The sequence below is a fragment of the Streptomyces sp. NPDC058751 genome, from assembly GCF_042746485.1.
In the GTDB taxonomy this organism is placed as follows: domain Bacteria; phylum Actinomycetota; class Actinomycetes; order Streptomycetales; family Streptomycetaceae; genus Streptomyces.
In genome coordinates this window covers 1-14,861 of record NZ_JBHYPZ010000024.1, presented here as the reverse complement: position 1 = coordinate 14,861, position 14,861 = coordinate 1, and the positions used below count along the sequence as shown (strand labels likewise).

General features: G+C 69.2%; 10 protein-coding genes. 8 read left to right on the top strand and 2 right to left on the bottom strand.

What is annotated here, in order from left to right; genetic code table 11:
* Positions 1-380 precede the first annotated feature (380 nt).
* Both ctaD and ACFW6B_RS22235 read left to right on the top strand, forming a co-directional pair.
* Complete coding sequence (ctaD, locus tag ACFW6B_RS22240; protein ID WP_386598232.1) at positions 381-2,174, top strand: cytochrome c oxidase subunit I; 1,794 nt, start codon at positions 381-383, stop codon at positions 2,172-2,174.
* 3 nt (positions 2,175-2,177) lie between these two features.
* Positions 2,178-2,756 (top strand): hypothetical protein, encoded by a 579-nt coding sequence (locus ACFW6B_RS22235; RefSeq protein WP_386598231.1) that lies wholly within the window; start codon positions 2,178-2,180, stop codon positions 2,754-2,756.
* A 99-nt stretch (positions 2,757-2,855) separates the two neighbouring features.
* Here ACFW6B_RS22235 and ACFW6B_RS22230 read toward each other — a convergent pair whose 3' ends face one another.
* Complete coding sequence (locus tag ACFW6B_RS22230) at positions 2,856-5,927, bottom strand: FG-GAP-like repeat-containing protein (RefSeq protein WP_386598230.1); 3,072 nt, start codon at positions 5,925-5,927, stop codon at positions 2,856-2,858.
* Positions 5,928-6,269: 342 nt separating this feature from the next.
* Between ACFW6B_RS22230 and ACFW6B_RS22225 the strand changes: the two genes are divergently transcribed.
* The 4 genes from ACFW6B_RS22225 (at position 6,270) to ACFW6B_RS22210 (ending at position 12,636) form a co-directional block, all read left to right on the top strand.
* Positions 6,270-6,524, top strand: coding sequence for a hypothetical protein (locus ACFW6B_RS22225; protein WP_386598229.1), 255 nt, complete (start codon positions 6,270-6,272; stop codon positions 6,522-6,524).
* A 177-nt stretch (positions 6,525-6,701) separates the two neighbouring features.
* On the top strand, positions 6,702-8,705 hold the full coding sequence (locus ACFW6B_RS22220) for a YncE family protein (protein WP_386598228.1): 2,004 nt from the start codon (positions 6,702-6,704) through the stop codon (positions 8,703-8,705).
* 523 nt (positions 8,706-9,228) lie between these two features.
* Positions 9,229-11,226 carry a hypothetical protein gene (locus ACFW6B_RS22215; protein ID WP_386598227.1) on the top strand — a complete coding sequence of 666 codons (1,998 nt, stop codon included), beginning with the start codon at positions 9,229-9,231 and terminating at the stop codon, positions 11,224-11,226.
* Positions 11,227-11,868: 642 nt separating this feature from the next.
* Positions 11,869-12,636, top strand: coding sequence for a hypothetical protein (locus tag ACFW6B_RS22210; protein WP_386598226.1), 768 nt, complete (start codon positions 11,869-11,871; stop codon positions 12,634-12,636).
* Between the two features lie 311 nt (positions 12,637-12,947).
* Here the strand turns inward: ACFW6B_RS22210 and ACFW6B_RS22205 are convergent, their stop codons facing one another.
* Positions 12,948-13,571 (bottom strand): hypothetical protein, encoded by a 624-nt coding sequence (locus tag ACFW6B_RS22205; protein WP_386598225.1) that lies wholly within the window; start codon positions 13,569-13,571, stop codon positions 12,948-12,950.
* 213 nt (positions 13,572-13,784) lie between these two features.
* On the opposite strand from ACFW6B_RS22205, the gene ACFW6B_RS22200 reads away from it, so the two are divergent.
* Positions 13,785-14,129, top strand: coding sequence for a hypothetical protein (locus ACFW6B_RS22200; protein ID WP_386598223.1), 345 nt, complete (start codon positions 13,785-13,787; stop codon positions 14,127-14,129).
* A 189-nt stretch (positions 14,130-14,318) separates the two neighbouring features.
* Positions 14,319-14,519 carry a hypothetical protein gene (locus tag ACFW6B_RS22195; RefSeq protein WP_386598222.1) on the top strand — a complete coding sequence of 67 codons (201 nt, stop codon included), beginning with the start codon at positions 14,319-14,321 and terminating at the stop codon, positions 14,517-14,519.
* The last annotated feature ends 342 nt before the right edge of the window (positions 14,520-14,861 follow it).

Sequence of the window (14,861 nt, the reverse complement as noted above, 5' to 3'; positions counted from 1 at the left end):
ACGCGGGGCGGCACCGTCCGCCCGGGCGCGTCCGTCTCCCGGACGTGCGCCCCTCCTCCGCTGCGCCGCCCGGCAGTTGACGGGTTCGTATGCGGCAAAAGCGGGCATCCGCGCCCGTCGCCGGAGCTCGCGCACGGGGACCGGCACGGTGCGCCGGCCATCGGCCGCGCGATGCGAATGGGGCCGTTGGGCCCCGCCGACAGGGCCCACACGGGGGCTGTTCGGCCCTATCCGGACCCCGTGCCCCGGCATCGATCATGGGGCGGCCGGGAAGCGGCACCGCGTCCACCCCCGTGCGCGGGCACTTGTCCGGCCCGCCGACGCCATGAGCGGACCTCCGCCCATGGGCGGACATGTGGAGAAGGGGAGGGAGTCGTCCGGTGGACGAGGCACAGATACACCCGGTGGAGGCGGTGGGACCGCACGCCGCGGTCTCCGCGGCCGACAAGGCCGAGGTGACGGACGCGGCCGGCACGGCCCGCACGGCCGGTGAGGCGGGCGCGGCCGGCGTGGCCCGCGCGGCCGGCGAGGTGTCCGGGCGGCCCGGCGCGGTGTCCGCCGGGAGTCCCGCCCGCGCGTCGTGGGTGGACTGGCTGACGACCACCGACCACAAGAGGATCGGGACGCTGTACCTGGTCACGGCGTTCGTCTTCTTCGGCGTCGGCGGTGTCATGGCGCTGATGATGCGCGCCGAACTGGCCCGGCCCGGACTGCAGATCCTGTCGAACGAGCAGTTCAACCAGGCGTTCACGATGCACGGTTCGATCATGCTGCTCATGTTCGCGATGCCGCTGTTCACCGGTTTCGCCAACTGGATCATGCCGCTGCAGATCGGCGCGCCCGACGTGGCCTTCCCCCGGCTGAACATGCTGGCCTACTGGCTGTTCCTGTTCGGGTCCTCGATCGCCGCGTTCGGCTTCCTGACCCCGGACGGCGCCGCCGACTTCGGGTGGTTCCTGTACGCGCCGCTGTCCGACGCCGTCCACTCGCCGGGGCTCGGCGCCGACATGTGGATCATGGGTGTCGCGCTGTCGGGCTTCGGCAGCATCCTCGGCGCGGTCAACTTCATCACCACCATCATCTGTATGCGGGCCCCCGGTCTGACCATGTTCCGCATGCCGATCTTCACCTGGAACGTGCTGCTGACCGGCGTCCTGGTCCTGATCATCTTCCCGGTGCTGGCGGCCGCGCTGTTCGCGCTCGAGTGCGACCGGAAGTTCGGCAGCCACGTCTTCGACCCGGCGAACGGCGGCGCGCTGCTGTGGCAGCACCTGTTCTGGTTCTTCGGCCACCCTGAGGTGTACGTCCTCGCCCTGCCGTTCTTCGGCATCGTCTCCGAGGTCATCCCGGTCTTCTCCCGCAAGCCGATGTTCGGCTACATGGGTCTGATCGGCGCCACGATCGCGATCGCGGGCCTGTCGGTGACGGTGTGGGCCCACCACATGTACGTGACCGGCGGTGTGCTGCTGCCCTTCTTCTCCTTCATGACCCTGCTGATCGCGGTGCCGACGGGAGTGAAGTTCTTCAACTGGATCGGCACGATGTGGAAGGGCAGCCTGTCCTTCGAGACGCCGATGCTGTGGACCGTGGGCTTCCTGATCACGTTCACCTTCGGCGGACTGACCGGCGTCATCCTGGCGTCACCGCCGCTGGACTTCCACGTCTCCGACTCGTACTTCGTCGTGGCGCACTTCCACTACACCGTCTTCGGCACGGTCGTGTACGCGATGTTCGCCGGGTTCCACTTCTGGTGGCCGAAGATGACCGGCAAGATGCTCGACGAGCGCCTCGGCAAGATCACCTTCTGGACCCTCACCACCGGCTTCCACCTCACCTTCCTGGTGCAGCACTGGCTGGGCGTCGAGGGCATGCCCCGCCGGTACGCCGACTACCTGGCCACCGACGGCTTCACCGCCCTCAACACCCTTTCCACGATCGGGTCGTTCGTACTGGGCCTGTCGATCCTGCCGTTCCTCTACAACGTGTGGAAGACGGCCAAGTACGGCGAGAAGGTCGAGGTCGACGACCCCTGGGGCTACGGCCGTTCGCTGGAGTGGGCGACCTCCTGCCCGCCGCCGCGGCACAACTTCACCTCGCTGCCGAGGATCCGGTCCGAGTCCCCGGCCTTCGACCTGCACCACCCGGAGATCGTCGCGGCCGAGGCGGTGCACTGAACCGTGGCGCAGCCCGTTCTGGCCCTGGGTGCCGCACTGCTGACGGTGGCCGGCAGCGTCTGGTACCTCCCGGCACTCACCGATCTGCGCGCGGGCGCAGACCGTCCCGACTCCCGGCGTGACGCGGCCGCGGCCTGCGTCAGCGCCTGGGGCACGGCCGGGGTGATCGCCGTCCTGTTCGCGGTGACCGAGGCATGGTGGATCCCTGGCCTCACCACCGCGGCGGGCGCGGCGATCGCCCTGGGCCTGTGGACCCGTGCGGCGGTACGACGCCGGCACGAGGCCGAGGAGACGGCCCGCCACTGGGCCCAGCTCCGGAGCGGGCCCACGGCCGCCGCGGACCGCTCCCGCAACGGCCGTACCGTCTTCGCCGCCCTGGTCGCCATGGGTGTCGCCACCGCCGCGGCCACGTCGGCCCTGCTGCTGACCGCCGTCCCCGGTGGCGGCGGGTACTGGCTGGCGGCGGCCGTCCCCGCGACCCTGGTGGCCCTGTTCCTCCTGATCGCGGCCACGGTGACGCACCCGTTCGGGCACGTGCGCACCGGCCGGCATCCCCGTGACGTCCAGGGCCCTACCGGCTGACTCGCCGGTGGTCCGGGCCGGGGCGCCACGGGACCGTGACGGCGGACGGGCCCGGACGAACCATGTCGTCCGGGCCCGTCGGGCGGTGGTGGGGGGTGCTCAGAACACGCTCTTGTAGCCCTGCCAGCCGGTGGCGAGCTTGGTGCGGCCGCCGAAGGAGCCCTTGCCGTTGCCGTCGTTGCGCCACAGGGTGCCGGAGGTGTCGCGGGAGACGAGGTCGGCCCGGCCGTCGCCGGTGATGTCGCCGGCGCCGACGATCGTGTCGTACGAGGAGCCCCAGTCGGTGAAGACCTTCACGCGTGTCTTGAACGTGCCGGTCGCGGTGCCCGCGTAGCGCCACAGTTCGTTGGACCTGTCCTGGGCCAGCAGGTCGCCGTACCCGTCGCCGTCGAGGTCACCGGCGCCCACGACCTTCTTGTAGCCCGTCCACTTGGAGGCGGTCTTCACCCGGGCGGAGAGGGTGCCCGTGCTCGTCGCCTTGTAGAGGTAGACGTCGCCGGTCGAGGCCTGGCGGGCGATCAGGTCGGCCCGGCCGTCACCGCTGACGTCGCCGGGCGAGGTCAGCACGTCGTACTGGTTCCAGCCCGTGCCCAGCGAGGTGTACGCCGTCGACGGCGTCACCGCAGCCCCGCACGCGGGCCGGTAGGCGCGCAGCGAGCCGCTGCTGTACCGCACGAGCACGTCGTTGCACCGGTCACCGCTCAGGTCGCCGAAGGGCACCGCCTTCACCGTCGTCGGCCACCCCGAACCCGTCACCTTCCCGGTGAACGTGCCCTTCCCCGTCCCGTACTGGTACGTCAGCCCGCCCGAGCCGTTGAGGGTCAGCACCTCCCCGAAGCCGTCCGACCCGACGAAGTCCCGCCGCACCGCGGCCGCACCGGTCACCTTGACCGTGCCCGTCCTGGTCAGCGACCCGCCCTGCCCGTCCGCCGGCGCGACCGTCAGCGTCCAGCTGTAGGAGCCGTTGGGCACCAGCCTGCCGGCGCCGTCCTTGCCGTTCCAGGCCGGGGCCACCACACCGCGCGCCAGGCCCCCGGAGAGCGTGCGCACCGTCGTACCCGTGGCCTTGTTCTTCAGCACGAGCGTCCAGGAGGCCGCGGGCTTGTTCAGCCACCACTTCGGACCCCACTGCGCGGTGCCGCCCTTGACGTCGGCCGAGGCCGCGACGGTGGCGTCACGCTGGACGAGCGCGGAGACGGGGACGTCGCTGGAGGTCAGCCGGACGCTGTTGTCCGAGCGGAGCTGGGCGATCACACCGGTGTACGGGTCGACGTCCCAGGCGTTGCCCTCGAAGGCCCCGGCGGTGTGCGCCACGGGCGTCCCGCCACGCACGTCGATCACCTTGAGCTGCCCGTTCGCGGTCGTCGCGACGAAACCGTCGCCGAGCTGCGCCTGCGCCCAGCCGGAGCCGGAGACGAGCGTCAGGTTCCGCTCGGTGACGGTGTCGTAGACGCCCTGGCCCTCCGAACCCATCACGCAGTTCCACAGCAGCCACCGGCCGACCGCCTGGAAGTCGTTCAGCAGGCAGCCGCGCCCGAACCACACCGGCTCGCCCTGTTCCCCGGTCAGCAGGTCGTAGGGGACCACGGTGTCGTTGCCGGACATCACCCAGGCGGTGGTGCCCCAGATCGCCCGCACGTTGTCCGTCGTGGTGAACACCGTGCGTCCTGAGTCGACGTCGACGATCCGGGTCTCCGACGCGCCGTTGCCGTCCCACGGCCTGGTCAGGGCGGCGAAGCGGCCGTTCGCGGCGGTCGCGGTCCGGTAGCTGCGGGAGCTGTCGATCCGGGTGCCGGGCATCGGCTGACCTGCCCCGAGGAGCCGGGGCTGGTCGGCGGCGGTCGGGTCGGATTCGGGGTCGGCGCCGGAGCCGGAGACGACGGCGCGGCCGTCGCCGGTGTCGAGGAGACGCGGCCGGCCCAGTGAGTAGTCCTCCATCACGACGCGGCCGCGGTCGGTGCGCGCCCCTGCGGCGAGGGAGCCGGACACGCTCGTCTCGCGGGTGTGGAGATACGTCCAGTCACCCACGGGATCCAGTTCCATGGTGGTCAGCAGGCCCTGGGCGAAGGTCAGTTGGGAGACCGTGTGGGCGGCCTTGCGAGGGTACGCGTCCGCGATCCGGCGCACGGCGACCCCGCCGCCCGCGGTGGCCTCGACGAGGGAGACGCCCCAGTGGTCCGTGTCGGTGCCGCCCGCGACCAGGAGTCCGCCGTCCGGAGTCGCCACGGCCTCCCGCGACGTCCGGGCCAGCAGGGTCCGCGGCGCGGAGCCGTCGAGGGGGACGGCTTCGACCCGCGAGACCGCGCGGCCGTTGTCGTAGCGGCCCAGGGAGGAGTCGTACCGGGACACGATCACGTTGTCGCCGACCATGCCCAGCACCTGCGCGATCTCGCCGACCTGAACGGTCCGCACGGCGGCGGACGGGTTCTGGCGGGAGGCGACGCGCAGGGTGCCGTTGTCGAACCACACCAGGTGGGTGGGGTTGAGCGCGACCAGGTAGTACCACGCCTGCATGGTGTACGGCAGGGCGGTGAAGCTCCCCTGCTCGACGTCGAGCCACCCGGTGACCTCGTCGTCGCCCTTGCGGTAGCGCACCACCTGTCCGCGCGCGTCGCCCAGCCCGGCGGCGGACTGCGTGTAGACGCCGGAGGGCACGCCCTCCACCGTGCGGTCGGAGACGGAGCCGTCCTCCTGGACGTCCAGCAGGTGCCACACGGAGTCGCCCGGGGTCCCCTTGGTCGTGACGACCGTCGATCCGAGCGTGCTGAAGTAGAAGTGCCCGTCGGGCAGTGCGACCGTGCTGACATGACCGGACGCCATGTTCCGCAGCGTCACGGTCCTCGCGGAGCTGTCGAAGCGGGCGACGACGTCCGAACCCGCGCCCGCGCTCGTGACGCCGTACGCGTCCGTGCCCGAGGCGTCGACGACCGTGTCGGTGCCGTCGTACGTCGTCCATAGCTGACCGCGGCCCTCCTCGTACCGGAGGAACCCCGAGGGCCCGGCGCTCAGCAGGCCGGTCCGGGGGACCAGGGACGTGGTGGCCGGCACGGTCACCTCTCCGGTGACCGGTCCGGCCTGCGCGCTCCCGGCCGTCAGCGGGCCGATCGCGAGGGCGAGCGTGAAGGAGACAGCGGCGGCGGTGGCGCTTCGTACGAGCGCACGTCTGCCCATGCGGGACCTCTCCGAGGACGTGGACCAAGGCGTGGAGAGACCTGTGCGCGGGCCGTTGAACCGCAGGTCACAGACGTGCGGGCATATGCCGGCCGGGCATCCCCCCAGGCGAGTGGGCGGAGCATAGCATTTTGCCTGCACATGACCATCGCGGCCGGGGGGAGGCGGTGGTGGCCCGTCGTCACCTGCCGTGCCGACGGGGCTTGTTGAGGTGTCCGCGAACGCTTCGGCAGTTCTCCGGACCGGTCGGCGGTTCCGTGAACCGGTCGGAGGGGCTCGTCCGATGAGGGAGTGAGGCCGCTTTCGGTGCGGCAAGCCCGAGTCCGAGCAAGGAGAAGACGGATGCTGCACAGGATGGACCTGCTGTCCCTCGCGCTGATCGCCCTCACGGCCTCCATCTGGCTGTGGGGCCTGATCGACTGCGCCCGCACCCCCGCGGACCGCATCCGCTTCGTGCCGAAGCTGCTGTGGCTGCTCTTCCTGCTCAACGGCTCGGTCCTCGCCACCCTGGCCTGGGTCCATATCGGCAGGAAGCCGATAGCCGACACGGCGAAGACCCTGGCCGGGCGGCCCGGCTCATTCGCCGAGGCGCGTTAGCGGAGGGGCGTCAGTGGAGGGGCGGCGCAGCACCGGAGCCCGGGGCCGGGTCTGCCGGAACGGACGAAGGGATCCATGTGCTGCGGGCGAAGGGACCCGCGCGCTGCGGTCCCCTCGCCATGACCTAGTCTTCGCACACTTGCCACATGTGGCACACGGTTCACACACACCGGACGCATGGGTGGCACCCATCTGCGCTCGCCTTCATTCCAGGGGTTCGACACTGTGCGTCTGCGCACTCTTCCGGCCGCCGCAGCCCTTGCGGCCCTGTTCGGTTCGGTGGTGCTCGCCGTGCCGGCGTCCGCCGACTCCAGCCGGCCCATAGCGCTCTTCGGAGCGAACGACACCGTGGTGGACGGCGTCCACCAGCGGGTCTTCATCAGCGACGACTACAACAACAAGATCGTCGTCACCGACTTCACCGGGCAGGTCGTCCAAACCCTCACGGACCTGCCCCAGGTCCGCGACCTGGAGCTGAGCCCGGACTCCGGCACGCTCTACGCCGCGCTCTACGGCGCCGACAAGATCGTCGCCATCGACACCGGGCAGCTCACGCCGACCGCCGAGTACCCGACGGGCGACGGGACGCTGCCTTCCCGGCTCGCCTACGCCGACGGCAGGCTGTGGTTCGGCTACGGCGACCAGTGGGACTCCGGGCTCGGCAAGGTCGACCTGACCGCCGAGACGCCCACGGTGACGCTCGACCTCGCCGTCGGCCACGACTTCGCGAGCCCGCCGATGGTCTACGCCGACCCTGACAACCCCGGCACGCTGCTCGCCCTCGACGGGAAGATCAGCTCCGGCCCGATCGTCGTCTACGACATCTCCTCGGGCACCCCGGTGCTCAAGGTCTCCGCCAACAAGAACGGCTCCTTCGCGGACGCGGCCCTCACCCCGGACGGCCAGAACGTCGTCGTCGCGGGACCGGGCAGCCAGGCGCTCACCGAGTACCGCCTCTCCGACCTGTCCGAGGTGCGCACCTACCCGGCCACTTTGGGGGTGAGGACGGTCAGTATCGCCCCGGACGGCACGGTCGCGACCACCGTCCTCGACACCGACGACGTGGGCGACACCTTCGTCTTCAGCAACGACCCCGCCCGGCCGACGAGCATCCGCAACCTGACGCACAGCTGGATGCCGGGAGGCGGGCACTCCATCAGCTGGTCGGCCGACGGCTCGAAGCTGTTCGTGCTGACGGGTCACTCCGACTCCATGCAGTTCCAGACCGTCGACACGCCCCGCAAGTACGCCTCCACCCTGACGGTCGACGCCCCGGCGAAGGCGACCCGTGCCGCCTCCCTCACCGTGAAGGGCAAGCTGACCGCGAACCTGGCGCTGCCGGCGGGCACCCCGATCCAGGTCACCCGCACCGACCTCGAGTCGCCGAACGGCAAGTCCCTCGGCACCAAGTCCCTGGGCGCGGGCGGCGCTTACTCCTTCACGGACACCCCGCCGGCCGGCGGCAAGGTGAAGTACACGGTGAGCTACGCCGGTGACAGCACGCACACCGCGGCGACGGCGACGGACACCGTCGACGTCTCGCGCGCGACGCCCACGCTGACGCTGGACAACAACGGCAAGGCGTACGACTACGCGCAGTCCGTCACGTTCACGGCGCACCTCGGCACGACGTACAAGAACCGTGCGGTCGAGATCTGGGCCAACCCGTACGGCGCCGACAAGCCCGACAAGCTCGTGAAGTCCGGCACGGTCAACTCCAGCGGCAACCTGTCCGTCACCCTCAGCCTGACGCGCAAGACCCTGCTCACGGCGAAGTTCGCCGGCGACGGGCGCTACGCGCCGAAGACGACGACCAGTACGGTCGGCGCCAGGGTGAAGACGTCCACGGTGCTCGGCGGCTCCTACAAGACCCGCTACACGTGGAACCACACCTATTACTACTTCCACCAGTCCAAGGACCCGGTCGTCACGACCACGATGACGCCGTACCCGGGCCGCAAGCAGCTCCTGCAGGTCCAGATCTACGCCGACGGCGTCTGGCAGACCACGTCCAAGGAGTACTTCAAGCTCGACTCCGCCGGAAAGTCCGTCGTGACGCTCACGGGCACCCCGCCCACCGGCTGGCGTTTCCGCGTCCGCGACTGCTACATCAGCGGCTCGGGCGACAGCGTGAACACGACGACGTACGGCGCCTGGAAGTACCTCACCTTCACGAGCTGAGGCCGCCACGTCGAAGAACCCCCGGGTCACCGACCCGGGGGTTTCTCATGGAACTGCCGACGAGAGTCGCGTAGTCCGTCCACAGGAGCCGGTCGTCGCCCTCCTGGGCCCAGCGGAAGCCGCCGGTACCGGCGTTACAGCATGCCCATGACTAACCGTCAGGCTTTTCACCTGCGCGTATGTCATTCCTGCGGCGCCTGACGCGCGGGTGACCCGATCCGGGTCCCTAGGGACACGCCCCATCCGCACAACCGTCCGGTGCCATGAGGTGTCTGACGCGGCGTAACTGTTGTTCCAGCGGTGTCGAAAAGCCGGTGGACGTCGTGGCCGTCGCCGTCCGTCGGCGGTGGTTGAGCAGCCTCAGGCATTCACGAACAGAAGATGAATTTTTTCCATAGACCGGGTGTACAACTCTTCACGGGCTTTCCGAGTCGAACTGGCATACAGGTCGCCCATCGGGGCGAACGTCTCGGAAGAGGAAGTCCCGCCCATGGTGATCCGTCGGTTATGTGGAGTCCTGCGCGTGAGGGGGGTGACCGACCTGCTCCTCGTGCTCCTGCTCGGCGCCGGTTTCGTCGCGCTGCCGGTCGTCGCCCTGATGCCGTCCCTGTGGGGCTTCGTGGCGGCGTCGGCCGTGACGTACGCGGTGGACGAGGTACTGCACGCGCGCGCCCCGAGTTTCGTACGCCGACTCGCGGCGCTGCATCTCGATCGCACCATGCGGTTCGCGGTTCGCACGGTGATGCTGCTCGCGCTGGCCAGCCGGATGGGTGCGCCGGGCGTGTGGCTGGTCACCGCCCTCGCGGTCGTCAGCGGTCACTTCGCGATGATGATGCTGTACACGGCGGTACACCACGCCATCCGCCGGCGCCGGGTGCTGCCGCTGATGGTGCGCAACCTCGACCTGAGCGAGCTGCCGATACCCCGGCAGCCCCCCGCCCTCCTGTTCAGACGCCACGTGCGCAAAGTCCTGCACCTGGACCTTCCGGCCCACGTCGGGCTCCTCGCCGCGCTCGCCGCGGGCACCTGGGAGCCGGCCTACGCGGGATTCGCTCTCACCGCCGGTGTGACCGCGGCGGCCGTCCTCGCGCTGCTGGGTCAGTACCGCAGGGCGCGCCGGATGCCCGCACGGGACGAGGTGTTCGCCGAGGTCAACCGCAGGCTGGAGGAGTACCGGCCGGAGGTGGCGCTCTACTTCAGTTTCGCGGCCGTCTCCCGCGACTTCATGTACCAGGTCAACATGTGGATCGAGACCCTGGAACAGCTCGACCTGCGTCCGGTGATCATCCTTCGGGAGAGCGCCTCGTTCCGTCACCTGAGCCGTACCTGGATCCCGGTCGTCTGCGTACCGAAGGCCGACGACCTGGCCGAGCTCGAACTGTCCGGCGTCCGGGTCGTGCTGTATCCCGGCAACGCGGGCAAGAACGTTCACATGCTCCGCGTGGCCGAGGCCAAGCACGTGTTCATCGGGCACGGCGACAGCGACAAGCTCGCCAGCAGCAACCGGGTCAGCAAGGTGTACGACGAGATCTGGGTGGCCGGCCGTGCGGGCCGGGACCGCTACCAGCGGGTGCGGCACGCGATCAGTGACAGCGCGATCGTGGAGGTGGGGCGCCCGCAGCTGTCCCCGATCCGGCTGCACGCCGAGCACGTCCCCGGCCCTCTGCCCGTCGTCCTGTACGCACCCACCTGGGAAGGCTGGAGCGACGACGACTGCCACACCTCGCTGATCCCGATGGGCGTGCCCCTGATCGAAAAACTCCTGACGGAGAACGTACGGATCATCTACAAGCCGCACCCGCTCACCGGAAAGCGCTCGGCCGAGGCGGCGGAGGCCGACAGGACGATCCGCGAGCTGCTGCGCGCCGACAACGAGCGGCGCGACCCCGCGCAAGCCGCGGCCACGGCCCTCGCCGTACGCCCCCGTCTGCGGGAGATCCGGGCCCGCCTCGACGAACTGGCCGGCCGGCTCGGCGGTGACGCTGCCGAACAGATGCGTGAGGCCCGGGTCCCCGACCGCGCCGGAGCGGCCGAATGGCAGGAACTGCGCGCCGAGTGGCACCAGATCTTCTGGGAGAGCCAGGGTGCCCTCCGCCACAACGTGATCCTCGGTCAACTGCCGAACCTCTACGAGTGCTTCAACCAGGCGGACGTCCTCATCAGCGACGTGTCCTCGGTGGTCGCCGACTTCGTGGCCAGCCTCAAGCCGTACGTCCTCACCAATGCGCGCGACCTGCCCGACGACGAGTTCCGGGCCGCGTACACCACCGCGGGCGGTGCCTACCTCCTCGACCGCGACTGCACCCGTCTCCCGGAGATCCTCGATTCGGTGCGCGCTCCGCACACCGACCCGATGGTCCTCGACCGCCGGACCCTGAAGGAGTACGTCCTGGGCGCCGACCGCCCTACCTCCATGGAGCGCTTCAACGCCGCCACCAACGCCCTGGCCGCGAAGGGAGCGGCGGAACAGGCCGAAGCCGCGGGGACGGCGGACCAGGGAGTCTCCGCGGCGGCGCTGTAGCGGGCCGGGCCCGGGCGGGGCGGCCGACGACACGGCTCCGCCCGGGTCCGGGAGGCCGATGGACTCGGGGGTCGGCACCCCCTGCAGAGGGACGCGTCGAGCACCATCGGCACTCCGACGACGATCGGCAGCAGGAAGCTGCCGCCGGACTCGACGCGACCGTCCGCCGGGCACGCCAGGAAGTACAGGAAGCCGCTGCCGCGCCAGGGGAAGACACCGATGATCCAGACGGTCAGCGTTCTGGCACGGATCCGGCACGCGGCGAGTGAGCACGGTGGGTAGCAAAAAGGCCCGGGTCGGTGACCTGGGCCTTGTCCATGGAGCGGGTGACGAGAATCGAACTCGCACTCTCAGCTTGGGAAACTGAGGTGATCTGGGGGTTACTCCGAGGCTGACCTGTTGCTGAGTGCTGTCGGTGTCTGGTGTGAGGCCAGTTGGTTCACCGGTGTTCCCCGTGCGATCTGGCACACGTCTGGCACGGCCTCTTCGTCCCGGGACAAGCGCAGGCGGGCTTGCCGCCTTGGGCTGGATTCAGGTGAGAGGTCCGGGCATCCGCGTCATTGCTCGCGCTGTCCCCACCCGGTAAGGTGCCGATCTTCGGCCGGCGGAAGCCGTACGGAGTTCTCGAAGGCCGGGCACATCATGCATCTCGCCGACCATCCCGCACGCCGCCGCCTCGGTGCCGCGCTGGACAACCTCGCCATCACCTTCCGGGGTATGACCGCGCGTCCGGACGAGCACAACTGCGAATGCCACTGGGGCAGTTCGGAAGAACTCTCCCTGCTGAAGACTCCGGACGTGGAGCTGGAGCCGGACCTCCTGCGCCGGACCTGGCAGTCCTGGTCCTGGACCGATCACGCGGCCGTGCTGCGCCGCATCCTGCCGCAGTTCGCCACAGCACTGGTCGCCGGTTGCGTGGAGCCCCGGTTCGGCCTGGAAGAGGCCGGGTACTGCCTCGCCCGCGGCTGCTGGCAGCAGTGGCCCGACGATCAGGCCGGTCCGGTACGCGAGTTCTTGCACGCCTGGTGGGTGCAGAGCCTCACCGACCCGGATGCGGTCGTCCCGGCGCACCGGGTCTTCGCGATGTGCGCCGAGGCTTCCGGAACGCTCGGGCCCTGGCTCGCCGACTGGGAGGAACAGACCGGTCCCCTCAGCGACCGCCGTCTTGCCGAGGCGGCGGCGGAATGGGAGCGCGACCTCCTGGGCGACAGTCTGCCGTGGAGCTTGAGCTGGTACGAGCACGACGAGGAGGAGATGCGCGCCGAACTGGTCGCGTGGCTCCTCGGACACGCTGCGGCACGGCTCCGCGAGTCGGGCGCTTCGACGGATCTGCAGCACCGGATACGGCTGCTCGGTCTCACCGGGCCGGACCGCTGGACGGATCCGCACTGGCCCGATCACAGCTACTGACAACCAGCCGACGCGACCACTTCGCCGCGAAGCGTCGGTCGCAGTGATCTGATCAGTAGCCGAAGAAGTTCGGGACCGGGTCTCCGACCTGCACCCCTGCAATCGCCCAACGCTGCGACCTGCGACTTGGCCGTCGACGGTTGTCAGCGTTGGTCGTTGTTGAGCACCCTCGGACGGCCCAGGGACGGCCCGGCGGGTGCTCAACACCATGCCGGACGAAGCCCCTCGACGCCAGAGCCCCACTGAGAGAGATACATCGCTCCGGTGCGCTTGCTGCACGCCGAGTCAGGGCTAGCAGAGCCGAGTCAGGGCTAGCAGAACTGCGGCGGACCGATGACGGTCTGGCCCACTTGCTCGGCCAGCCAGGACGCGTGGCGCTCCTCGTATCCGTCTCCGAGCCCGCGGCGGCGGACGTGCACGAGGACAGTGTGCCCGTCGATGCGCTCGTCCAGGTCACGTGTGGCGGCGTTGAACAGCACGGACACCTCGGCGTGCTTGAAGTCCGCGTACAGGCCGGCTTCCGGAACCTCCGGCCATCCGAGAAGGTCCCAGTTGATCTCTGCCATATTCCTGGCTGCGAAAGCTGTGAACCTGTCATCAATGCTTTCCATCGGCAGTTTCCACACCGATGCCCAGAGCGGAAGTTGTGCCGACCAGAAAGCGGGATCGGTGGAGAGCTGGGACGCCTGGATTGTGTGCTGCAGAGTCATCGGGTTGTTCGGATCACGGACCCAGTCCTCAAGGTCCTCCCTCCTGAACCAGGCGTCGGGCAGCACCTTTCTGGCGTGGAGTACGTCCTCGACCGTGCGGAGTTCGACGTCCACGTGTACCTGCGAGTACTGCTGAATACCCACCGCGAGTAGTCGGCGTGCTACTCGGAGCGCTGACGCGGGATCGTCGGTGCGGAAGACGGGATAGGCGACGTCGACGGACATGCGCGCACCCTGCCACACCGATTTCCGATCGCACTCGGAGGCCCCCTCGATGCGAACTATGGGCACGGCGGTCACTGGAGTTTGTCGGACACGTCAGACGGTCACGCAGGACCGATGGTGGTCGGGGCTGGTCACGAAGGTTGCGGTGCTTCGCTGCTGTACAGGCCGATCGCGTGGCCGGTAATTCAAATCGCGTCCCCTACCCTCTACGCCATGAGCGACTCGGAGGCCTTTCGCGCAGCGGTCAGGGCGTGTATCGCAGCCATGCTGGATAGCGATACTTCGCCGTACGAGTCGGCGTTGGAGGCTTTGGGCCTTGCCAGTAGGTTGCCGGTGGACGGTGGGGATGAAGCGCTCTACTGGCTCGCAAACATCTGGGGCGAGCTGACCGATTGGAACGAGCTTCGGCCCGCAGAATCGGATCAGGCCGAGGCGTACATGATCGCTGCCGCCCGCGAGTGGCTGACCGTCGAGGGTGACCGAGAAGCCGAAGCCCAGTATTTCGATCGTTGGCTCAACCTCCTTGGGCGTGAGCGTCCGGCTCCGTCCCAGACCTAGTCCACGGTCTTGAAAACCGTCGTGGCGCGAGTCACCGTGGGTTCAAATCCCACACCCACCGCAGATGAAAGGCCCCCGACCAGGTAACTCGGTCGGGGGTCGTTCACATGTCCACTCCCACGACCGACCGGTGTTCCCCGTGGTTCCCCGCTCGATCGGGCACGCGAGGGACACGGCTACGCTCCCGGCATGACTGACATAACGCCGACCGATCCTGAGAGCGAGCAGGCAGCCGGGCGGGTACCTCTGTGGCTCGACCCCGCTGACATCCGATGGATCTCCCGCCATTGCTGCTGCCCGCCCGATGCTTCGCAGGAAGAGCGGGACCGCTGTGGCCGTATCCGCTTCCGGGCCAGCAATGCGCTCTACAAGCACGGTCACGGACGCTGACAACGTCAGGTCGGTGGAGTCTCAATGACTCAGTAAAGCCAACGGATCACCAATGAGGGACTGACCCTCTCGATGCGAACTACGGGCGGGACGGTCGTTGAGGTCTCCTGGCCTGGCTAAGCGGTTACTTACGGACTCCGCCAGCCGCCAGGAGTTAGGGCGGTTGCTGTACTTCGCTGCTGTACCGCACAGAGCGCTGCAGGGGGCAGACTCCGAGAAGCTTGCCCCCGTTACTCGGTGGCTCCTCCTAGGGCGTGTATCGAAAGTGGATCTTGGGCTGTGAATGATCACGGCTCATGGGTCGGGGAGATCTCACGGACGAGCAGTGGGCGGTGCTGGAGC